Source organism: Microbacterium sp. 2MCAF23 (assembly GCF_052115565.1).
GTDB lineage: Bacteria > Actinomycetota > Actinomycetes > Actinomycetales > Microbacteriaceae > Microbacterium.
On sequence record NZ_JBFRGY010000007.1, the window covers coordinates 26,344 to 46,704 of the forward strand.

Sequence of the window (20,361 nt, forward strand, 5' to 3'; positions counted from 1 at the left end):
ACGGCGTGGCGTCGTGGGCGGTGATCCATCGGACGCTTCCGCTCGGCCACTGGGTCCGCACAGGCCTGGAGGACACGCCGGTGCTTCCGAACGGGACTCTGGCAGCCGACAACGCCGAGCTCGTTAGGGCGGCGATGCGACTTCGATGACGTGATGCGAAATCCCGGATGATTGACCCATGCCTGTTGATCGTTCCTACATCAGGGTGAAGGCCATGCTCATCGCCCCAAGCGTTCACGGCGATCATCATCTCGTCAGCGTCAATGCTCCATCACGTGAGAACCCGCTGGGCTATCACCGCTTGATCGGTGGCAGCGTCGAACTGGGAGAAACGCACCGCGAGGCGATCGTGCGCGAGGTGGATGAGGAACTCGGCGCCCGCATCCTCGACCTCACCTATCTACGCACGGTCGAGAACATCTTTCATCTCAATGGTGAACTCGGTCATGAGATCGTCGCGTTGTACTCGGGCAAGTTGGAGCCAGCACCAGCAGCGGAAGGCGGCACCCTCATGGAGTCTGACGGCTCGGTGATCCCTGTGGCCTGGCGGCCGTTCGACGACTCTTACGTGGACATCCCGCGGGCTGGGCTCACGAGCCCGAGGCAGACCGCGCGCTCGCCCACGCCAACGGCGGCTTCGGAGACGCTGAACCCTCACGACGATGCACGCGATGTGCAACACCCCGAAGTCGAGCCTCGTGGCGGCGGCGTTGCGCCGTCCGCCATCGTCGCCTCCGAGCTAGAGAACGGGGACGGCCTCCTGTCGTGCTGTGCCGACATCGTCCCGCCTGTGAGCTAGAGCCACGACATCACCGCTTGCGTTCGATCAGCTGCTCGGACGGCGCTGACGACCTTTCGCGAGGATGCGATGCAGCCAGGTGAGTCAATCGATGTCGACGCGGTAGCCTGCCTTTTCCAATGCCGAGATGATCGGCTTCATTCCAAACCACGTGCTGAGGGTTGCGCTGCATCTGGTGCCGGCATCGTCCCAGATGACCCGGAACCCGCCTGGCAGGCGATGCACTCCCACGATGCGATGACGATCGACCCAGGTGCGACCGAACAGAGTGCGCATCTCCAGGCCGTCGGGATAGATCCCGAGCCGCTGCACACCGGGGATGCTGGAGCTCGTCGGGAGGGCACCTCGCGAGACGCCGATCGCCATCGGGCGGAACTCTGCCACGAGCGAAGAGACATCTGCGGGGCGCGCTTCATGCGAAGCTGCGGCGTCGCCGGTTGAACTCGGGCGTGGGTGTGCAGCCAACTGTCGAGAGCGAAGCACGGCACTCAAGCTGAGGGCGGCCACAGCACCGGCGGCGAAGGCACCGGCCGCGACCGACAAGAGGGGTGGAGGAGTCGTCAGCGCCGGGTTGCCGGCGGGATACATGATTCCCAGAGTCACTATTCCGGCCGCGACGCCGAGAATGCCGAGCGCCACCAGACCGAGCGATGTAAGGAATGCAATCCGAAGCAGCCGCATTCCGCCAAAGTAGCCCTATCGCACCCCGAAACAAGGAGAACACGGCAGAGCTGACACTGCTGACCTCCGGGCATTTCGCTCTCGCTTGCATCCGCAGCTGGCACACTCACATGGCACCTACGAGCGAAGAAACCCCCGATTTCTCGGGGGTTTCAATGGCGGTGACGGTGGGATTTGAACCCACGGTAGGGGGTTACCCTACACAACTTTTCGAGAGTTGCACCTTCGGCCGCTCGGACACGTCACCGCGGAAAAGCATACGCGACGGCGGGATCGAGCGCGAATCGAGGGGATCCGACCCGGCGCGTCGTCGACACGATCGCGCTGGTGCGCGCCGCATCGGGTCACCAGCCCTCGGCGACCTCGGCGTGGGTGCGCAGGATCCCCTCGGTGGATCCGGCCGGGGCGCGGCCGATGCCGCACTCGGTCGCAACGCCGAACGAGGGGGCGTGCGCAGCAGCCGCAGCGATGCGGCGCCGAGCACCCTCGGGCCCGTCCTCGCGATGCACGAGGCCGAGGTACAGCTCGGTACTCTCCCCCACGGCCAGCGCGTCGAGCGGGGCGAAGTACGCGTCGTCGTCGCGCTCGATCGGCACAGGCAGATGCAGCCAGGTGAGCGGGCGGTCGACTGTCGCCGCGACGGCGTTCGCGTAGCGGACCAGGTTCGCCGCGTCGGCGGGCTCGAAGAAGTGCTTCTCGGCGGCGTCGCCGTAGCAGAGGTGCACGCCGGCCTCGACGTCGGCAGGCACGGCGTCGACGAGGGCTGCCAGCCGCTGGACGAGCCCGTCGAACGGGTCGCCGGGCCACCACGCCTCCATGACCTTGCCGTAACCGGCGGCACGCTCGATGATGCCCATCTCGCTGGCCACGTCCCACTGGATCGCGAGATCCTCATGCGGGATCGCGGCGAGGATCTCGGCGAGCTCGCGACGGATCGCCGTGGTGTAGACCGGCTCGATCGCGACCCGGTCCTCGCCGGAGAAGAAGGACGAGATCACGGCGAGCGGCGTGGGCAGCGACACCTGGAAGCGCACGCCCTGGGCGATCGCGCCCTCCTCGCGCAGTCGGCAGAAGACCTCGTACGAGGCGAGCGCCGCAGCCGCATAGCCGAGCGGAGGCAGCACCATCGCGGCCGCGTCGACACCGTCGCCGATCCGCAGCGGCCGTGCGTCGAGCCCCGCGCCGAACGGGACCCGCTCGGCGCCCACGCGTTCGATCCCCTCCGCCTGGCCCAGCACGTCGGGCTGGAACATGATCCAGTGGAACCGGATTCCGACCTCGCCGTCCGGAATGCGCCGAAGCTGCGGCCCGAGGATCCCGGCGGCGGTGCGCATCGTGGTCTCGGCGTCGTCGTAGTTCACGCTGCCGACCAGCAGCGCTCCGCGGGGGTTCGTCATGCCTGAAAGCGTAGGACGATCACCATCGACGGTTCTGCACGGTTTCGTTGCGCACAGCCCGGAGCCTCCCGCGACGCTCGAGTTGCTCCTGCCCGGATCCCGCCTCAGGGACCCGTAACCGCGTCAGCCCGCTGCGATGAGCCGGACCCCTGCGGCGGCGAGATCTCGGAGGGTCGGATCCGCCGGATCCGCGTCCGCCACCACGCCGGCGATCTCGTCGAGCGACAGCACCCCGTACCGCGACGCCGTCCCGATCTTGTCCTCACTCGCCAGCACGTACGTCTCCGCGGCCCGTGAGGCGAGGGCGCGCTTCATCGCCGCTTCGTCCGCATCCCCCGTGGTGAGGCCCGCCGTCGGATGCACGCCGGTGACGCCGAGGAAGAAGAGATCGGCGCTGATCCGCTGCGCGGCTTCGACGGCCGCCGCCCCGCAGGCCACGGCGGAGTGCTTGAACAGCTGCCCGCCGATGAGGAACACGTCCGCGGCATGGTCGAGCAGCGCAGCGGCGATCGTGGGACTGTGCGTGATGATCGTGCACGGCAGCGCGGTCGGGATCTCGGCGACCATCGCGAGCGTCGTGGTGCCACCGTCGAGGATCACCGTCATTCCCGGGCCGATGAGGGCGGCGGCCGTCGCCGCGACCCGGGCCTTGCTGTCGGGGGCCACGACGGCGCGCCGCCCGTAGTCGACCACAGCGGGCGAGGCCGGGAGCGCCCCGCCGTAGACCCGCACGGCGAGGCCCGCCGCGTCGAGCTCGCGCAGGTCGCGGCGGATGCTGTCCTCCGACAACCCCAGCTCGGCGGCGACGTCCTTCGCGACGATCCTGCCGTCACGGTGCAGTCGCTCGAGCAGCATTTCCTTGCGCGCGGCAGCCAGCATTCCGACTCCTTCATGTTTATGCACGTTTCTGCTGTATTGTACCCGATATGACGAAGCCACTCATGATTCTCATCGCCGGTCCCTACGCGTCGGGCACCGGCGGCGACCCCGCCCTTATGGCGCAGAACCTCGCCCGGCTCGAGGAGGCGGCCTGGCCGATCTTCCGCGCCGGGCACATCCCGATGATCGGCGAGTGGGTCGCCCTCCCCGTGCTGTCCAGTGCCGGCGCGACCGGCCCGGGCGACCCGCTCGCCGCCGAGGTGATGTATCCGACCGCGGAGCGACTGCTGCAGCACTGCGATGCGGTGCTGCGCCTGCCCGGCGAATCCCGTGGAGCAGATCAGGACGTCGCGATCGCGGAGGGTCGGGGGATCCCCGTGTACCGCCGCCTCGAGGAGGTCCCGGGGATCGCCGCCTGATCCCGCACTTCCCGCGCTCTCCGCGCTCGGCGCGGGGCGGCCGGACCCCGAAGGCTCAGGAGCCGACGGGCAGGATCCGTCCCGCGTCGAGCCGGACCGCACGGTCGATCGTGCCGGCCGGCGGCTCCACGTGCGAGATGAGCACGACGGTCTGGGATCCGGCGGCGCCCAGCAGGTCGCGCAGCAGCGCATCGGATGCGTCGGGATCCACCCCGGCTGTGGGCTCGTCGAGCACGAGCACTCCGAATCCGCGCAGGATCGCCCGCGCCAGCGCGATGCGCTGCGCCTGCCCGCCGGACACGAGGGCGCCGCGCTCCCCCACCCGCGCGTCGAGCCCGCCGCGTTCCCGCACCCAGGCGCCGAGGCCGACCCGGTCGAGCACGGCGATCAGCTCGGCATCGGTCGCGGCCTCACGGGCGAACAGCAGGTTCTGCCGGATGTCCTCGTCGAAGAGCATCGGATCCTGCTCGCACAGTCCGACGTGGCGGCGCAGCTCCGGGCCCGCTACCCGGCCCGCGTCCGCTCCACCGATGCGATACGAGCCGCCGAAGCGCAGGAAGCCGACCAGCACGGCGGCGAGCGTGGATTTGCCGGCGCCGCTGGATCCGGTGACGAGGATGCGCTCCCCCGGCGCGACATCGAGATCGAGGTCGCGCAGGGTCGACGCCCCGGCACCCGGCCACGACGTGGTCACGCCGCGCAGGCGCAGCGCACCATTGTCGAGGCGCCCCTCGCCCTCGTCGCCGCGCACCTCGGCGGGCAGCGTCGCGGGCAGCAGCGCATGGATCCGCTCCGCACCGGCACGCACACCGCGCCACGCCGAGGCGGCCTGCGGCACGGCCGAGAACACGTCGAACACCGCCATGGGCAGCAGCACGGCGACCGCGAACCAGGGCGCGTCGACCGCGCCTCCGGGCTGCCCCGGCGCCGCAACCGCGAGCGCCCAGATCGAGGCGGCGCCCGCCGCCAGTGACACGACCGCCGAGGACAGCGCCTGCGCGACCGCGGCCCGGGTGGTCGCGCGCCGCAGCGCGTCGTCGGCGGCGCGGATCCGATCGCGCGCGATGGCTTCAGCCCCGTAGGCCTGGAGCACGTCGAGGGCGGTGAGCTCGTCGACCAGGGCTGCGGCGAGCTCCGCCCTGTCGCGGCTGAGCGCGCGTTCGGCCCGGCCTCCGGCGATGCCGCCGAGCACGACCGCTCCCGCGACGGCGATGACCAGGCAGACCGCGAGCGCGAGGGCCGCCGCGGGGGCGATGGCGGCGAGGACGCCGATCGAGACGAGGGCGACGACGCCTCCGGTCAGCAGCGGCTGCACGACGCGCAGGGGCAGGTTCTGCAGGTTCTCCACGTCGTCGACGAGCGCGGCGAGCACAGAGCCACGGTCGGTGGATCCGAGTCCCGCGGGGGCCAGCGGGGTGAGTCGGCGCACGACGGCCGCCCGCAGGTCCGCGAGGCGGCCGAGCGCGGCGTCGTGCCCGGTAAGGCGCTCCAGATACCGGGTGACGGCGCGGGTCACGGCGAAGAACCGCACCCCGACGATCGCGACCGAGAGCGGCACGAGGTTGTCGACGAGCGACGCGGTGACGATGAGCCACCCGCTCACGAGCAGCAGGCCGACCGCGGCCGCGGCCGACACGATCCCGGCGAGGATCGCGGGCAGGAACCGTCGCGTCCGGGGCATGGCGAGGCGGAGGATCCCCCCGACGGAGGCCGGGAGATCCGGGATCGGATCCGGATCCGCCGCGGACGTTGTCGACGCGGCCGCGGCGTGCGCGGTCGCCTCGAGCGCTGCCGACTCGGGCGCTGGCGGCTCGGGCGCGCCCATGCCGGATGCGGCCGCGCCGTCGACAGACGTGGCCACGCCACCCTGCTCAGGTCGCACTTTCTGCTGTTCCCGGGGGTGCGGAAGAGCAGAAAGTGCGACCTGAGCATTGGTGGAGTCGGCGACGGGTGCATCAGCCGAATCGATCGAGCCGGCGTGTGCGGCCGCGGGGTCGTCGCCGATCCGCACCACCTGGTCGGCGATGGCGCGGGCCGACTCCCGGTGCGAGACCAGCAGCACCGTCGCCCCGTCGTCGGCGGCACGACGCAGCGCAGCCCACAGCCGCTGCTCGGTCACGGCGTCGAGGGCGCTCGACGGCTCGTCGAGGGCGAGCACGCGCGCACCGGATCCGAGCCGGTACAGCGCACGGGCCACGGCGACGCGTTGCGCCTGGCCACCGGAGAGCCCGACGCCCTGCACGCCGAGCTCCTGCACCGGATCCAGGTCCGACGCCGCGGCGTCGGCGAGCGCCGACCGCACGCGCGCGAGGTCGGGGACGGAGTCGCCGAGCGCGACGTTCGCGGCGATCGTGCCGCGGATGAGCCCGGGGCGCTGGCCGGCCCAGGCGAGCCATTTGATCGGATCCGGATCCGCTGCGCCGTCGAGCGTGAACCCCCCGTCGCGCACCAGCACACCCGCGCCGTCGTGCACTGCCGCGCCCTCGACCACGACGGTCCCGTCGTACGCCGCAGCGCCGCGCAGCGCCGCGAGCAGGCTCGTCTTACCGGATCCGCTGCGTCCTTCGAGGAGCGTCACGGTGCCCGGTTCCGCGGTGAAGGAGACCGGAGCGAGTACGTGCGCTCCGTGCCGCACCGCGACCCCATCGACGACCAGCCGGATCGCCGCTTCCGTTTCACAGCGCGCAGATGGCTGGATTCCGGGCCGGTCTGCAGCAAAGTGCGCGCTTTGAACGCCGGACGGGGCCGCCGGATCCGCCTCCAGCACCTCGAAGACGTCCTCGGTCGCGGCGACGCCCTCGGCGGCGGCATGGAACTGCACCCCGACCTGGCGCACTGGCAGGAACGCCTCGGGTGCCAGCAGCAGCACGAACAGTCCGACGCCGACGCTCAGTTCGCCGCCCAGCAGCCGCAACCCCACCGAGACCGCGATGATCGCCACCGCGAGCGACGACAGCAGCTCGAGCGCGAAGCCGGACAGGAACGAATACCGCAGCACGCGCATGGTCTCGCGGCGGTACTGGTCGGCGGTCTCGCGCATCCGGGCCGCCGCGCGGCGTTCCCGGCCGAACAGGCGCAGCGTGGCGAGGCCCTGCACGGTGTCGGCGAAGCGCGCCGCGAGTGTGTGCAGCACCTGCAGCTGCCTGCGCTGCACGCCGCGGGTGGCGATGCCGATGAGGATGAGGAACAGCGGGATGAGCGGCAGCGTGACGAGCGCCGCGAGACCGCTCGGCCAGTCCTGCCACCACATCACGGCGACGATGATCGGCGTCGCGATCGCGGTGAGCACGAGCTGCGGGATGTACCGGGAGAAGTAGGGATCCAGCGCGTCGAGACCGTGCCCCGCTGTCACCGCGAGCGCGGCGCGGTTGCGCGTGCCGAGCCAGGCCGGCCCTCGCCGGGAGATCGCATCGAGCAGCGCCGCCCGCAGTTCGCGCCCGGCCTGCGCGGCGGCGCGGGCGCCCCACGCCTCCGACACCCACAGCAGCACCGCGCGCGCGAGCACCACGAGCGCGAGCCACGGCACGTGGCCGAGAGGCGAGCGCCCGCCGGCCACGTCCGTGATCCCCGCGGCGAGCAGCCCCGCGAACGCGATCGTGACCGCGGTCTGCAGGAGCGCGATGCCCGCCGAGACCGCGAGGTAGGTCCGCGCGGCGGGCGCCCACCGCAGCAGCCGCGGATCGATCGGCTTCATCGGATCCGCTCCGCGAACACGCGCGACGGATGCAGCACCCGAGCGCGGATGCAGGACGGATCCGCACTTCTGATCGCGCACCCGTCACCGTGTCCTGCAAATGGCGACGTCGCGGGTCGGCGCCGGGACGACAGGGGGCTCATGCGTGCGCGGGGGCGGCCTCGATCGTCGACCGGCGCACCCGCTTGCGGAACACCCAGTAGGTCCACGCCTGGTAGGCGAGGACGAGCGGCATTGCCACGAGCGCGGTCCAGCTCATGATCTGCAGCGTGTACGGCGTGCTGGACGCGTTCTGGATCGTGAGCGAGTTCGCGGGGTCGATCGTGGAGGGCAGCACGTTCGGGAACAGCGCGGAGAACAGCATGAGCACGGCGGTGAGGATCGTGATGACCCCGGCGGCGAACGCCCAGCCGTCACGGCCGCGCAGCGAGAAGACCACCGACACGATGAGGAACACCGCGGCCACGGCGCCGAGCGCGATCACGGCCCAGAGCAGGGACGGGCGACCCGCCGCGATGACGATCGTCCACACCACGGTCCCGGCCGCAGCGAGGATTGTCGGCAGCGCGGCCAGGCGCGCCACGCGGCGGGCCCGCTCGTGCACGACGCCGTCGGTCTTGAGCGCCACGAAGTACAGTCCGTGCAGGAAGAACAGCAGCAGCGTGGTGACGCCCACGAGCAGCCCGTACGGGTTCAGCAGGTCGAACACCGATCCGCGGAAGACGTGCTTCTCATCCAGCGCCACGCCCTGCACGATGTTGCCGAACGCGACGCCCCACAGCAGCGCGGGGACAGCGGATCCGATCACGATCATGGTGTCGAAGCGACGCTTCCAGCGCACATCGTCGCGCTGGTGCCGGTACTCGAACGACACCCCGCGCAGGATGAGCGCCAGCAGGATCAGCAGCAGCGGCAGGTAGAAGCCGCTGAACAGGGACGCGTACCACTCGGGGAACGACGCGAACAGGCAGGCGCCGGCGACGATCACCCAGGTCTCGTTGAGATCCCAGACCGGGCCGATCGTGTTGATGACCTGGCGGCGCGAGACGTCGTCCTTGCCGAGGAAGGGCAGTGACATCCCGACGCCGAAGTCGAAGCCGTCGAGCACGAAGTAGCCCACGAAGAACAGGGCGACGATCCAGAACCAGAGCGTGGCGAGATCCATGTCCGTCTCCTTCTTCAGTACACGACCGACGGGACGGGAGCGTCCTCGTCGTGCTTCTCGGTGGTGTCGGGCCCCTTCTTGGCGGCGCGGACGATGAGTCCGACCTCCACGACCGCGAGCGCGGCGTAGATCGCGGTGAAGGAGATGAGCGAGATGAGCACTTCGACGCCGCTCACCCCGGGCGAGACGCCGTTCTTGGTCGTCATCAGGCTGAACACGATCCAGGGCTGCCGGCCCATCTCGGTGAAGACCCAGCCGACGATGTTCGCACCCAGCGACAGCGGGAACGAGTAGATCGCGATCTTCCACATCCACTGCGCGGGCTCGCGCTTGGCGTTCTTGCGGGTGATCCACAGGCCCACCAGCGCGACGAACGCGTGCAGCATGCCGAGGCCGATCATCCAGCGGAACGCCCAGTACGTGATCCACAGCACCGGGTTGAACTCGGTGAGCCCCGTCGCGGCGAACTCGTGCGCGTACTGCGCGTTCAGGTCGTTGATCCCCTCGACGCAGCCGTTCAGGTCGTGCGTCGACAGGAACGCGAGCAGATACGGCACGCGCAGGGACCAGATCTCGCCCGTGCCATCGGGCGTACCGATCGAGAACAGCGAGAACGAGGCATCGGCTCCGCAGCTCGAATTGAACATCGCCTCGGCCGCGGCCATCTTCATCGGCTGGGTGCTCACCATCGCGAGTCCCAGCTGATCGCCGGAGAGGAGCACTCCGGCCGTGGCGACGAGGATCCCCCAGAGTCCGAACTTGAGCGACTTCCGCATGGTGTCGACATGCTGCCCGCGGGACAGGTGCCAGGCGGAGACCGAGATCACGACGCCGGTGGCGAGCATGAACGCGCCGAAGATCGTGTGCGGGAACGCGGCGAGCGCGACCTTGTTGGTCAGCAGCGCCCAGAAGTCGGTGAGCTCGGCGCGGTTGGCGGCCTCGTTGAAGGTGTACCCGACCGGGTTCTGCATGAACGCGTTCGCGGCGATGATGAAGTACGCCGAGAGGATCGTGCCGAGAGCTGTGCCCCAGATGGTGGCAAGGTGCACCTTCTTCGGCAGCTTGTCCCAGCCGAAGATCCACAGCCCGATGAAGGTCGCCTCGAGGAAGAACGCGAGCAGTCCCTCGAACGCGAGCGGGGCGCCGAACACGTCACCGACGAAGCGGGAGTAGTCCGACCAGTTCATGCCGAACTGGAACTCCTGGACGATCCCGGTCACCACGCCCATGGCGAAGTTGATGAGGAAGATCTTCGCGAAGAACCGGGTCAGGTGCAGGTATTCGATCTTGCCGGTGCGCACCCACGCGGTCTGGAAGATCGCGGTGACGGTGGCCATGCCGATCGTGAGCGGCACGAACAGGTAGTGGTAGACGGTCGTCAGTCCGAACTGCCAACGGGACAGGACGAGCGGATCAAGCCAATCCATGCGCGGGGCCTCCTGTGTTCGCGGATCCTGCTCTGAGGTCGAATTCTGCCGTGCCTCTCGACCTGTTCCCGGCATTCCCGGCATCAGGGTGGCCGAGCCCGGTGCGATCCAGTTCGACCGTGCACTCCTCCGGCCGCGTCACCGAGCGCACGCAGCGCGCCGTCAGCGGCCCGCCGGCCTGGGCGAGCACGCCCTGCATGAGGCCGAGGTGCACCTGGCAGAGCACCGGGCGGTGCTCCGGCCGGGCGGCGGCGTGCGGGCACGGGGTGAGTTCGACGGTGAGGCTGTCCTCGTCGATGACGGGTTCGAAGCCGCTCTCCTCGAGGTGCTCGACGAGCGCGTCGAGCTGATACACCGCCTGCTCGCCGAGCATGGAGGGGCCGGTCTGCAGCACGCGGCGCAGCAGGTCACCGCGGCGTGCGGCGTCGTCGGCCTTCTGCTTGGCGACCGGGCTGGAGGCCTCGGGCGCGCCCGTGACCGCGCTGTAGAGCACGCGCGGGCGCCCGCGCGTCGTGCGGTGCTCGGTGGTCGGCACGACGTAGCCGCCCTCGATCAGGCGCTGCAGGTGCTCACGCACGGTGTTGGGGTGCAGCGCGGTGGCCTCGCACAGCTCGCCGATCGTGCGATGCGGACGCGCCTGCGAGGTGCCTGCTTCAAAGAGCAGGTGCAGGATCCGCACGCGCGAATAGCTGGAGATCGGCCCGCAGACGGGCCCGGCGCTGGCCATGGCTCCATACTCGCATCGGCTCCGGCCGGACATGGGGACTTCGGCCGTGAATAATGCCGCGCGCGATAGGAGGTTCGGATCAGGACCATACGAATCCCGGATCCGGCTCCGGCGCTCAGCCCACCGGATCCGGCCCGGGGTCGCCCGAGGTCAGTCAGTGCGGTGGGCGAGGGCGAGCTCGGAGATCGCAGCCACCACCGCGCGCACGTCACCGGGGCTTCCGCCCGCGCGGCCGGCCACGAGGCCGGCGACGAACGCGCTGAACGGGGCGGCCGGGCGGGCGACGCCGTTCGCGACGTCACGGGCGAGGTCGAGGATCAGGGCGATCGGCAGGTCCTCTTCGGCGAGGTTGAACCGCTCGCGCAGCTCGGCCGCCCACTCGTCGAGCGCCTCCGGCGGGAGGGTGCGGTCGTTCGGGGTCATCAGGGCTCCTCTGATCGTGCGGCGGATCCGGCGGCGTCGGCGCGAGCGCGTTCGAGGTCGGCGGGGGTGTCGATGTCGGCGGTGGTCCCATCCTCGTCCGCGATCCACCGGATCGGAAGACCGCCGAGCACAGCGCGGCATGAGGCGCCGTCCACCTCGCCGAACGCGGCGAGCGCGGCACGCACGGCGGCCACGCGGTATCTCCCGGCGAGCCACTGCGGGTGCTCACCGGCCCGGAACACGACAGCGTCGGTCGGATGCGGGACGTGCGCGCGTTGCCCTTCTGCTCGCTGGTCGCAGATTGCGGCTTCGCGAGGCTTAGAACCGCAATCCGCGACCAGCGAAGCCTCGGTGTCGGCGTCGGTTTCGGCGGGGTCCGTGACCACGGGGTTCTTCTCCGCCAGGCGGGCGACGACGGCCTCGGGGTGCGCGAGGTCTCCCGCGAGGAGCAGGAACTCCGCTGCGTCGTCGAGCTCGGGGCGGGACAGTGCCGCAGCGAGCGCCGCGACGGGGCCTCCGAACGGCGGATCCTCTCGCACCCACGTGACGACGGGCACGGCCGCGGCATCCGCCAGCCGGCCGTCGGCGGGCGCGGGCCCCACCGCGATGATCGGAGAGATCCCGTGCGCCGCCAGCGCGACGAGCGTGCGGTCCCACGGCGTGGAACCGCCGAGCTCGAGCAGGTGCTTGGCCGCACCGCCCATGCGCCGGGCGCGACCGCCCACGAGCACGACCGCACCGAGGGGCGTCGAGTCGGAGCCGGGCGCCGACATGGCGCTCAGCCCAGCTCCAGCACGTCGACGAGGTCGCCGATCTCCACCTCCGACACCTCGGCCGGCACCACGGCATAAGCCGTCGCGCCGCCAAGACCGACGGTGAGGTGCGAGCCGGACCCGCCGCGCGCCGCCGGCACGACCGTGCCGTCGACGATCACGGCGGGCAGGTACTGGCGCCGCCCCGGCGGAGTGCGCCAGGCAGCGCCCGCCGGGATGCGCCGCACAGGACGGAGGACCTCATCCCGACCCTGCAACCGCAACAGCGCCGGGCGCACGAAGGTCTCGAACGACACCGCGGCGCTGACAGGGTTGCCCGGCAGCCCGAACAGCAGCATGCCCTCGGCGGTCACTCCGAACGCCTGCGGCTTGCCGGGCTGCATCGCCACGGCGACGAACTCCATCGCCTCGCCCATGCTCAGTCGCACGGCCTCGTACGCCCCAGCGCTCACCCCGCCGGAGAAGATGACGACATCTGCGCCGAGCGCTGCGGCCCGGGCGGCCGCCTCGGCGGGCCCGTCGCCCTCGTCGCCGACGACCTCGCGCAGCACGATCTCCGCCCCGGCCTGGGCGGCGAGACCGGCCAGCAGCACTCCATTCGACTCGGGGATCTGCCCGCGCTGCAGCGGCGTCCCAGGCGGCACCAGCTCGGATCCGGTCGACACCACGGCCACGCGCGGACGCGGCGCGACCTGCACCTCGGCGATACCGACCGACGCGAGCGCCGACAGCTGGCGAGGCCCGAGCAGCGTACCGGCGGGCAGCACCATCGCTCCCGCCGCAGCATCGCTCCCGGCTCGCCGCACGTGCGCGCCTTCCGCGCGCGGAGCGCGCTGCACGACGGCGGTCTGCAGCGAGTCCGCGAGCCCGCCGGCGGTGTCCTCGAAGGGCACGATCGTGTCGGCCTCGGTGGGCAGCGCGGATCCGGTCATGATGCGCACGGCGCAGCCCGGGGCGAGAGGCGGATCCTCGGGGCTCCCGGCCGGCAGATCCGCCGTGACCTGCAGCGTGACGGGCATGTCCTCCGAGGCGCCCGCGACATCGGCGAAGCGCACGGCGAAGCCGTCCATCGCGGAGTTGTCGAACACGGGCACCGGGTTCACCGCCGTGGCGTCGACGGCGAGCGTGGACCCGCCCGCCCGGTCGACGGCGACCGTCTCGGCAAGGCGGGGACGCACGGCGGCGAGCACCCGTTCCTGCTGCTCCTCGACCGTGCGGAAGGTGGTGCCGTGGCTCATGCGCGCTCCCTCAAGGCGATCGAGTCGGTGTGTGGTTCGAGGCTACCGGTGCCGCCCCTGGGAGGGCGGCGGCTCGAGACGGCGGGCACTGTCTGCACCCCCGGCTAGCCTTGCTGCATGGCCTCCCGGAAACCCACCGCACCCGCGTACGTCTGCACCGAGTGCGGCTGGACGACCGCGAAGTGGGTCGGCCGGTGCGGCGAGTGCCAGCAGTGGGGCACCGTGACCGAGCAGGCCGCGCAGACCGGCATCGTGCGCCGGGTCGAGGCCACGACCCCCGCGGCCGCTCGGCGAGCGCGCCCCATCACCTCGCTCACGTCGCAGGAGTCGCCTCGGCGTTCGAGCGGGGTCGCCGAGTTCGACCGCGTGCTCGGCGGCGGCATCGTGCCCGGGGCGGCGATCCTGCTGAGCGGCGAGCCCGGGGTCGGCAAGTCCACGCTGCTGCTCGAGGTGGCCGCCGCGGCCGCCCGCGCCGGCCGGCGGGTGCTCTACGCGAGCGGCGAGGAGTCCACGGCCCAGGTCCGGCTGCGCGCCGAGCGCACCGGTGCCCTCCACGACGAGCTGTATCTCGCGGCCGAGACGGATCTCGGCACGATCCTCGGCCACATCGACGAGGTCTCGCCCGAGCTCGTGATCGTCGACTCCGTGCAGACCGTGGCCTCCGCCCTCTCCGACGGCGCCGCGGGCCAGCCCGCGCAGGTGCGCGAGGTCGCGTCGGCCCTCATCCGGGTGGCGAAGGAGCGGGATCTCCCGATCGTCATCGTCGGGCACGTCACCAAGGATGGGTCGGTCGCCGGTCCCCGCGTGCTCGAGCATCTCGTCGACGTCGTCTGCCACTTCGAGGGCGATCGGCAGACCTCACTGCGGTTCATCCGGGCGCTGAAGAACCGGTTCGGCCCGACCGACGAGGTCGGCTGCTTCGAGATGACCGGATCCGGGATCGCCGAGGTGCCGGATCCGTCGAGCCTGTTCCTCTCCCGCGGTCGCCCTGAGCCGGGCACGTGCGTCGCGATCGCGCTGGAGGGCCGGCGTGCGATGCCGGTCGAGGTGCAGGCTCTCACCATCCCCACGCAGGCCCCGAATCCCCGACGCGTCGTGAACGGTCTCGATTCGTCACGCGTGGCGATGGTGCTCGCGGTGCTCGAACGCCGGGCCGGCATCAAGACCAGCGACAAGGACGTGTACGTCTCCACGGTCGGCGGAGTGCGCTTCATCGAGCCCGCAGCAGACCTGGCGATCGCGATCGCGGTGGCCGGATCCCTCACGGAGAACGCCGTGCCGCGCACGCTCGCGGCGGTCGGCGAGCTGAGCCTGGCCGGCGAGGTGCGCCCGGTCACCCAGGCGTCCCAGCGTCGCTCGGAGGCGGCCCGGCTCGGTTATGCGCATGTGATCGACGACCGCTCGGCGACGCTGCGCGGGGCGCTCGGCGACGTCAAGGCGCACCGGGCGCCGCGCCGCCTCGACGACGAGGTCCCCGCATTCTGACGGGCCGTCACCCGTTCTGAGGGGCGGTCACGAGCGTTCTGACGGATCGCCCCCTGTTCTGAGGGCGATCACGCCTCCAGCGCGCGCAGCAGTTCCTCGGGCGGCGCCTGCATGGGGTGGGGGCCTGCGATGTCGAGGAACACGGTGGTGATCACGTGGCGGTGGGTCGTGAGGAACGAGCGCAGCCACACCGGCGAGTAGATGCCGACGCCGGGTGGGAGATTCGCAGGCTTGTGCTTCGCATCGCTGAACAGCAGCAGCGCGACGTCACCCGTGGACGGATCCCGGTAGGTCCACACCTCGCCGCTGTCCCGGGGGTTGTCCCTCGCGCCCGGCCGGATGAGAGGCACGACCGTGTTGCCGTTGCGCAATGCGAGCGCCACTGCGGCCATGTCCTGCTTCTCGAGCGCCTGCGCGAGAGCCTCGGAGCGGAAGTCCGCCGCGGCGGGTGCCTTCTTCTTCGCTTTCTTCACGGCCATCGTTCCAGCTTAGAAGTTCCGGCACAAAGAGGAGGACCTCTTCTCTCATCGCTTGGGGACAGATGAATGAAGAGGCCCTCAAAGTCCTCGACGACGGACGACGATGCGCTGGGGACGCTTGAGATTGTCGAAGCCACTGGGGATGGCAACCGTCAGATCTCGAAGACTTGATCTCTATGGTATCCCAAAGGTTGGACGCGGGCGACATATTCCCACTTTCCGTCCAGGTTCAGTTGAGCAGGAACTGCATCGGGTTCGTGCTCTGGAACCCGCCGATCGACACCGTCAGGCGGTACGCGGCTCCGCCGCCCGGAGCGCGCTGCCGGTCCGTCGCCTCGCAGGTGTCGACGCTGGAGCGCGTGCGATCCCACGTGACCGGGGTGGAGCTGGTGATGGTCGCGCCGGCCTTGATGGTCTGGATCGCGTCACTCGGAGTCTGCTGGCAGTCCGTGGAACGCCACCACGTGTCGTTACCGCTCGTGATGGTGAACGCCTGCGTCGTGGTGCCGACGTTCATCGTGCAGTCCTTGGTGCTGCTGTTGGTCAGCGAGATCGACAGCTTCGGATTCTCGTCGGCGGAGTAGGTGTCGTGGTCGGTCACGGCCGTCACCTGCACCTCGGCGGCGGTGCACGGCACCGGGCCGGCATCGGCGGTGCTGGTCGGGGCGGGCGTCGTCGCGGACGGGTCGGGGCTCGCGTCCGCGCTCGGATCCGGTGACGCGGGCGGGGTGGACGCCGTCGGCGACGGTGTGGACGACCTCGTGGGGACCGGAGCCGGATCCGCACCCGTGCGGGCCACGAGCGCCCAGACGAGCCCGATCAGCAGCGCGAGCAGCACGATGATGATGCCGAGGACCACGATCCGCCGGCGACGATAGACGGCGGCGGACTGGCGAGGGCTCATGCCTCCAGGTTAGACAAGGTGTTTGAGCATGCGCGTGTTGCCGAGCGTGTTCGGCTTCACATGCGCGAGGTCGAGGAACTCGGCCACACCCTCGTCACCGCTGCGCAGCAGCTGGGTGTAGACGTCGGGATCCACGACCTGCTCGCCGATCGGCTCGAACCCCCGGCGCTGGAAGAACGGCACCTCGAAGGTCAGGCAGAACAGGCGGCTGAGGCCGAGCCCGACCGCGTGCTCCTCGAGGCGCTCCACGATCGCCCGCCCCACGCCGTGGTGCTTCCATCCCTCTTCGACGAGCAGGGTGCGCACCTCACCGAGGTCCTCCCACATCACGTGCAGCGCGCCGCAGCCGATGAGCCGCCCGTCCGCCTCGGCGACCACGAACTCCTGCACCGCGCCGTACAGCACCGCGATGTCCTTGCCGAGCAGGATCCGTCGCTCCACGAGCGGCTCCAGCAGCGCGTAGATGCCCTGGACGTCACCGGCCCGCGCGGGCCGGACGAGATAGTCGCTCATCCCTCCAGGGTAAAGGCGCGGCGCGGCTGCGGCGGTCATCGGCACGGTTCGACGTGCACGACATCGCCGAGCCTGCTATGCTGATGGATTGCGCGCCTGGCCCGCCGACGTCTCTTCGGCGCCGCGCCATCCGGTCCTGAGATCAATCCTCGAGATGAATCTGGGACCACCCGTCCGAACGGTCCCTGAGTCTCAGGGTCGCGAATCGCACCGATGCGTTCTCGCGCGTCCGGACAGGATCCGACTTTCCCGGTGGCCGCGCGCCACCGGACAGCACGAAGAAGCATCACCATGAACATCACCTGGAAACAGGCGGACCACGACGTGTACGTGGCGACCACCGACGGCGAGTACGCCGGATTCGTGGCCGTCGACGGCGCCTCGCATGTCCTGCACGACCGCCACAGCCGCCGCCTCGGCAGCTACCCGTCCCTCTCCGCCGCGCGCAGCGCCCTGGAGTCCTTCGGTGCGCCCGCGTCCGCCGCGCCGCACCGCCCGCGCCGTTCCGCCCGGAGCCGCCGCCGTCCTTCTATCGCACGGAGCCGCTGAGCGCGCGAAGCACCCACCTCGAACACGCGAAAGGGGGACGAGCACCGAAGTGCTCGTCCCCCTTCGTCGTGCGGGAACCGGATCCGATCAGGCTGCGCCGGCCGCGATGTCCGGCGTGGTAGGGATCGTGCCGGCGGTGTTCACACCGACCGAGACCTTCTCGCCGCGCGGACCCGTCGTGAAGACGAACTTCCCGTCCTTCGCGTCCACGTGCACGTGGTCGCCGGGGTTGAGCTCGCCGTGCAGGATCTTCTCCGACAGCTGGTCCTCGACCTCGCGCTGCATCGCACGACGAAGCGGGCGGGCGCCGAGCGTCGGATCGAACCCGATCTCGATGAGCTGGTCCTTGGCCGCATCCGTCAGCTCCACCGTCATGTCGCGGTCGAGCAGGCGGTCGCTGAGGCGCTTCGTGAACAGGCCGACGATCTGACGCAGCTCGTCCTTGTTCAGCTGCGGGAACACGATGACGTCGTCGAGACGGTTCAGGAACTCGGGCTTGAAGTTGCGCTTGAGCTCCTCGTCCACCTTGCCCTTCATCCGCTCGTAGGTCGTCTGCGAGTTGCCCTCGATCTGGAAGCCGACCGGACCACCGGCGATCGCCGACGAACCGAGGTTCGTGGTCATGATGATCACGGTGTTCTTGAAGTCGATGACGCGGCCCTGGCCGTCGGTGAGGCGACCCTCCTCGAGGATCTGCAGCAGCGAGTTGAAGATGTCCGGGTGGGCCTTCTCGATCTCGTCGAACAGCACCACGGAGAACGGCTTGCGGCGCACCTTCTCGGTGAGCTGGCCGCCCTCCTCGAAGCCGACGAACCCGGGAGGGGCACCGAACAGCCGCGAGACGGTGTGCTTCTCGCCGAACTCGCTCATGTCGAGCGAGATCAGCGCACCCTCGTCGTCGAACAGGAACTCGGCGAGCGCCTTGGCGAGCTCGGTCTTTCCGACGCCCGTGGGGCCGGCGAAGATGAACGAGCCCGAGGGGCGCTTCGGGTCCTTCAGACCCGCACGCTGACGGCGGATCGTCTTGGACAGGGCGGCGATCGCCTCCTCCTGGCCGATGACGCGCTGGTGCAGCGCCTTCTCCATGAAGACGAGGCGGCTGGACTCCTCCTCGGTGAGCTTGAACACCGGGATGCCCGTGGACTGGGCCAGCACCTCGGCGATCAGGCCTTCGTCGACGACCGCGTTGGTCGCGACGTCGCCGCTCCTCCACTGCTTCTCCAGGCGCAGCCGCTCGGCGAGCAGCTCCTTCTCCTGGTCGCGCAGCGAGGCCGCCTTCTCGAAGTCCTGCTCCTCGGAGGCCAGCTCCTTCTCCTCGCGGACCTTGGCGATCTTCTCGTCGAACTCGCGCAGCTCCGGCGGAGAGGACAGGATCGACAGGCGCAGGCGCGCGCCGGCCTCGTCGATCAGGTCGATGGCCTTGTCCGGCAGGAACCGGTCGGCGACGTAGCGGTCGGCGAGGTTCGCGGCAGCCACGAGTGCGCCGTCGGTGATCTGCACCTTGTGGTGCGCCTCGTAGCGGTCGCGCAGACCCTTGAGGATGTTGATCGTGTGGGGCAGGTTCGGCTCCTGCACCTGGATCGGCTGGAACCGGCGCTCGAGCGCCGCATCCTTCTCGAAGTGCTTGCGGTACTCGTCGAGCGTCGTGGCGCCGATCGTCTGCAGCTCACCGCGGGCGAGCAGCGGCTTGAGGATGCTCGCCGCGTCGATCGCGCCCTCGGCGGCGCCCGCACCCACGAGGGTGTGGATCTCGTCGATGAAGACGATGATGTCGCCGCGGGTGCGGATCTCCTTGGTGACCTTCTTCAGGCGCTCCTCGAAGTCTCCGCGGTAGCGGGATCCGGCGATGAGGGATCCGAGGTCGAGCGAGTAGAGCTGCTTGTCCTTCAGCGTCTCGGGGACATCGCCCTTCACGATCGCCTGGGCGAGACCCTCGACGACGGCGGTCTTGCCGACGCCGGGCTCGCCGATCAGCACGGGGTTGTTCTTGGAGCGGCGGGAGAGGATCTGCATGACCCGCTCGATCTCCTTCTCACGCCCGATCACGGGGTCGAGCTTGCCATCGCGCGCGGCCTGGGTGAGGTTGCGACCGAACTGGTCGAGCACCTGCGATCCGCCCTGCGCCTGCTGCTGGCTGCTGTCGTGCGCGGCGCCGGAGACAGCGGCGGGCTCGCGCCCCGGGGATCCGGAGAGCATCTGGATGACCTGCTGGCGCACCTTGTTCAGGTCGGCGCCGAGCTTGACGAGCACCTGAGCGGCGACGCCCTCGCCCTCGCGGATGAGGCCGAGGAGGATGTGCTCGGTGCCGATGTAGTTGTGGCCGAGCTGCAGCGCCTCACGGAGGCTCAGCTCGAGCACCTTCTTCGCGCGAGGCGTGAAGGGGATGTGGCCGGTGGGCTGCTGCTGCCCCTGGCCGATGATGTCCTGCACCTGCTCGCGCACGGACTCGAGGGAGATGCCGAGCGACTCCAGCGCTTTGGCGGCGGCTCCCTCGCCCTCGTGGATGAGGCCGAGGAGGATGTGCTCGGTGCCGATGTAGTTGTGGTTGAGCATCTTCGCCTCTTCCTGGGCGAGGACGACCACACGACGGGCTCGGTCGGTGAATCTCTCGAACATGTCACTCCTTGTTCGTTGCCCAGTGGGGGCTGCCCGGTGAGGGCGATGGCACAGTTCGTGCCGGATACATCGAGAGTAACCACCGGGCGAGGGCCGTATGCCGTTGTTCGCCGTCGGCTAACGCCCGCGACGGACTGTGACGCGAGCGGATCCGGATCCGCATCCCGTCGTCGAGGCGCCGCGATCCGGACCC

19 protein-coding genes, 1 tRNA gene and 1 pseudogene are annotated in these 20,361 nt (G+C 70.2%); 5 read left to right on the forward strand and 16 right to left on the reverse strand.

Annotated features, from left to right (window positions below; genetic code table 11):
• Nucleotides 1-5: 5 nt before the first annotated feature.
• Entirely contained in the window at nt 6-149 is a 144-nt protein-coding gene (locus AB4078_RS08855) for a 3-keto-5-aminohexanoate cleavage protein (protein WP_441976935.1), read from the forward strand.
• Between the two features lie 29 nt (nt 150-178).
• Nucleotides 179-799 carry an NUDIX domain-containing protein gene (locus AB4078_RS08860; RefSeq protein WP_441976809.1) on the forward strand — a complete coding sequence of 207 codons (621 nt, stop codon included), beginning with the start codon at nt 179-181 and terminating at the stop codon, nt 797-799.
• Nucleotides 800-883: 84 nt separating this feature from the next.
• On the opposite strand, the gene AB4078_RS08865 is transcribed toward AB4078_RS08860, so the two are convergent.
• From AB4078_RS08865 to AB4078_RS08880, 4 genes are all read right to left on the reverse strand, one after another.
• Nucleotides 884-1,480 (reverse strand): hypothetical protein, encoded by a 597-nt coding sequence (locus AB4078_RS08865; protein WP_441976810.1) that lies wholly within the window; start codon nt 1,478-1,480, stop codon nt 884-886.
• 156 nt (nt 1,481-1,636) lie between these two features.
• Nucleotides 1,637-1,727 (reverse strand) — tRNA-Ser (locus tag AB4078_RS08870).
• A 97-nt stretch (nt 1,728-1,824) separates the two neighbouring features.
• Nucleotides 1,825-2,877 (reverse strand): hypothetical protein, encoded by a 1,053-nt coding sequence (locus tag AB4078_RS08875; RefSeq protein WP_441976811.1) that lies wholly within the window; start codon nt 2,875-2,877, stop codon nt 1,825-1,827.
• A 123-nt stretch (nt 2,878-3,000) separates the two neighbouring features.
• Entirely contained in the window at nt 3,001-3,756 is a 756-nt protein-coding gene (locus AB4078_RS08880) for a DeoR/GlpR family DNA-binding transcription regulator (RefSeq protein ID WP_441976812.1), read from the reverse strand.
• 47 nt (nt 3,757-3,803) lie between these two features.
• Here AB4078_RS08880 and AB4078_RS08885 point away from each other — a divergent pair, with 47 nt between their 5' ends.
• Entirely contained in the window at nt 3,804-4,175 is a 372-nt protein-coding gene (locus AB4078_RS08885) for a DUF4406 domain-containing protein (protein ID WP_441976813.1), read from the forward strand.
• A 55-nt stretch (nt 4,176-4,230) separates the two neighbouring features.
• On the opposite strand, the gene cydC is transcribed toward AB4078_RS08885, so the two are convergent.
• The 8 genes and pseudogenes from cydC to AB4078_RS08925 all read right to left on the reverse strand — a co-directional run bounded on the left by cydC (nt 4,231) and on the right by AB4078_RS08925 (nt 13,622).
• The gene (cydC, locus tag AB4078_RS08890; protein WP_441976936.1) at nt 4,231-5,901 is read right to left on the reverse strand and encodes a thiol reductant ABC exporter subunit CydC; all 1,671 of its coding nucleotides are present in this window, start codon (nt 5,899-5,901) and stop codon (nt 4,231-4,233) included.
• 291 nt (nt 5,902-6,192) lie between these two features.
• Nucleotides 6,193-7,869: pseudogene (gene cydD, locus AB4078_RS08895) on the reverse strand (thiol reductant ABC exporter subunit CydD); the annotation flags it as partial.
• 139 nt (nt 7,870-8,008) lie between these two features.
• The gene (gene cydB, locus AB4078_RS08900) at nt 8,009-9,034 is read right to left on the reverse strand and encodes a cytochrome d ubiquinol oxidase subunit II (protein ID WP_441976814.1); all 1,026 of its coding nucleotides are present in this window, start codon (nt 9,032-9,034) and stop codon (nt 8,009-8,011) included.
• Between the two features lie 14 nt (nt 9,035-9,048).
• The gene (locus tag AB4078_RS08905) at nt 9,049-10,461 is read right to left on the reverse strand and encodes a cytochrome ubiquinol oxidase subunit I (protein ID WP_441976815.1); all 1,413 of its coding nucleotides are present in this window, start codon (nt 10,459-10,461) and stop codon (nt 9,049-9,051) included.
• Nucleotides 10,448-11,188 (reverse strand): helix-turn-helix transcriptional regulator, encoded by a 741-nt coding sequence (locus tag AB4078_RS08910; protein ID WP_441976816.1) that lies wholly within the window; start codon nt 11,186-11,188, stop codon nt 10,448-10,450. The genes AB4078_RS08905 and AB4078_RS08910 overlap by 14 nt, the downstream gene beginning before the upstream one ends.
• Before the next feature lie 150 nt (nt 11,189-11,338).
• On the reverse strand, nt 11,339-11,611 hold the full coding sequence (locus AB4078_RS08915) for a DUF6457 domain-containing protein (protein WP_440734134.1): 273 nt from the start codon (nt 11,609-11,611) through the stop codon (nt 11,339-11,341).
• A complete protein-coding gene (gene mobA / locus AB4078_RS08920) occupies nt 11,611-12,384 on the reverse strand; it encodes a molybdenum cofactor guanylyltransferase (RefSeq protein WP_441976817.1) in 774 nt (257 codons plus the stop codon). The genes AB4078_RS08915 and mobA overlap by 1 nt, the downstream gene beginning before the upstream one ends.
• A 5-nt stretch (nt 12,385-12,389) precedes the next feature.
• Entirely contained in the window at nt 12,390-13,622 is a 1,233-nt protein-coding gene (locus AB4078_RS08925; protein WP_441976818.1) for a molybdopterin molybdotransferase MoeA, read from the reverse strand.
• Between the two features lie 117 nt (nt 13,623-13,739).
• On the opposite strand from AB4078_RS08925, the gene radA reads away from it, so the two are divergent.
• Nucleotides 13,740-15,107: a DNA repair protein RadA gene (radA, locus tag AB4078_RS08930; protein ID WP_440734137.1), complete on the forward strand. Its 1,368-nt coding sequence runs from the start codon at nt 13,740-13,742 to the stop codon at nt 15,105-15,107.
• A gap of 68 nt (nt 15,108-15,175) precedes the next feature.
• Here radA and AB4078_RS08935 read toward each other — a convergent pair whose 3' ends face one another.
• The 3 genes from AB4078_RS08935 to AB4078_RS08945 form a co-directional block, all read right to left on the reverse strand.
• A complete protein-coding gene (locus tag AB4078_RS08935) occupies nt 15,176-15,586 on the reverse strand; it encodes a dehydrogenase (protein ID WP_441976819.1) in 411 nt (136 codons plus the stop codon).
• 229 nt (nt 15,587-15,815) lie between these two features.
• A complete protein-coding gene (locus tag AB4078_RS08940; protein WP_441976820.1) occupies nt 15,816-16,490 on the reverse strand; it encodes a hypothetical protein in 675 nt (224 codons plus the stop codon).
• Between the two features lie 9 nt (nt 16,491-16,499).
• Nucleotides 16,500-17,003, reverse strand: a complete 504-nt coding sequence (locus AB4078_RS08945; protein ID WP_441976821.1) for an amino-acid N-acetyltransferase — start codon at nt 17,001-17,003, stop codon at nt 16,500-16,502.
• A 291-nt stretch (nt 17,004-17,294) separates the two neighbouring features.
• Here AB4078_RS08945 and AB4078_RS08950 point away from each other — a divergent pair, with 291 nt between their 5' ends.
• On the forward strand, nt 17,295-17,552 hold the full coding sequence (locus AB4078_RS08950; protein ID WP_440734141.1) for a hypothetical protein: 258 nt from the start codon (nt 17,295-17,297) through the stop codon (nt 17,550-17,552).
• 87 nt (nt 17,553-17,639) lie between these two features.
• On the opposite strand, the gene AB4078_RS08955 is transcribed toward AB4078_RS08950, so the two are convergent.
• On the reverse strand, nt 17,640-20,168 hold the full coding sequence (locus AB4078_RS08955) for an ATP-dependent Clp protease ATP-binding subunit (RefSeq protein WP_441976822.1): 2,529 nt from the start codon (nt 20,166-20,168) through the stop codon (nt 17,640-17,642).
• Between the last annotated feature and the right edge of the window lie 193 nt (nt 20,169-20,361).

What these genes read in the sequence shown, in the direction of transcription:
- cydB (WP_441976814.1), bottom strand. Translation starts at nt 9,034, where the DNA reads ATGGATCTCGCCACGCTCTGGTTCTGGATCGTCGCCCTGTTCTTCGTG.
- AB4078_RS08950 (WP_440734141.1), top strand. Translation starts at nt 17,295, where the DNA reads ATGAACATCACCTGGAAACAGGCGGACCACGACGTGTACGTGGCGACC.
- AB4078_RS08915 (WP_440734134.1), bottom strand. Translation starts at nt 11,611, where the DNA reads ATGACCCCGAACGACCGCACCCTCCCGCCGGAGGCGCTCGACGAGTGG.
- AB4078_RS08875 (WP_441976811.1), bottom strand. Translation starts at nt 2,877, where the DNA reads ATGACGAACCCCCGCGGAGCGCTGCTGGTCGGCAGCGTGAACTACGAC.
- AB4078_RS08865 (WP_441976810.1), bottom strand. Translation starts at nt 1,480, where the DNA reads ATGCGGCTGCTTCGGATTGCATTCCTTACATCGCTCGGTCTGGTGGCG.
- AB4078_RS08955 (WP_441976822.1), bottom strand. Translation starts at nt 20,168, where the DNA reads ATGTTCGAGAGATTCACCGACCGAGCCCGTCGTGTGGTCGTCCTCGCC.
- AB4078_RS08880 (WP_441976812.1), bottom strand. Translation starts at nt 3,756, where the DNA reads ATGCTGGCTGCCGCGCGCAAGGAAATGCTGCTCGAGCGACTGCACCGT.
- AB4078_RS08860 (WP_441976809.1), top strand. Translation starts at nt 179, where the DNA reads ATGCCTGTTGATCGTTCCTACATCAGGGTGAAGGCCATGCTCATCGCC.
- mobA (WP_441976817.1), bottom strand. Translation starts at nt 12,384, where the DNA reads ATGTCGGCGCCCGGCTCCGACTCGACGCCCCTCGGTGCGGTCGTGCTC.
- AB4078_RS08905 (WP_441976815.1), bottom strand. Translation starts at nt 10,461, where the DNA reads ATGGATTGGCTTGATCCGCTCGTCCTGTCCCGTTGGCAGTTCGGACTG.
- AB4078_RS08885 (WP_441976813.1), top strand. Translation starts at nt 3,804, where the DNA reads ATGACGAAGCCACTCATGATTCTCATCGCCGGTCCCTACGCGTCGGGC.
- AB4078_RS08925 (WP_441976818.1), bottom strand. Translation starts at nt 13,622, where the DNA reads ATGAGCCACGGCACCACCTTCCGCACGGTCGAGGAGCAGCAGGAACGG.
- AB4078_RS08945 (WP_441976821.1), bottom strand. Translation starts at nt 17,003, where the DNA reads ATGAGCGACTATCTCGTCCGGCCCGCGCGGGCCGGTGACGTCCAGGGC.
- AB4078_RS08910 (WP_441976816.1), bottom strand. Translation starts at nt 11,188, where the DNA reads ATGGCCAGCGCCGGGCCCGTCTGCGGGCCGATCTCCAGCTATTCGCGC.
- AB4078_RS08935 (WP_441976819.1), bottom strand. Translation starts at nt 15,586, where the DNA reads ATGGCCGTGAAGAAAGCGAAGAAGAAGGCACCCGCCGCGGCGGACTTC.
- AB4078_RS08940 (WP_441976820.1), bottom strand. Translation starts at nt 16,490, where the DNA reads ATGAGCCCTCGCCAGTCCGCCGCCGTCTATCGTCGCCGGCGGATCGTG.
- radA (WP_440734137.1), top strand. Translation starts at nt 13,740, where the DNA reads ATGGCCTCCCGGAAACCCACCGCACCCGCGTACGTCTGCACCGAGTGC.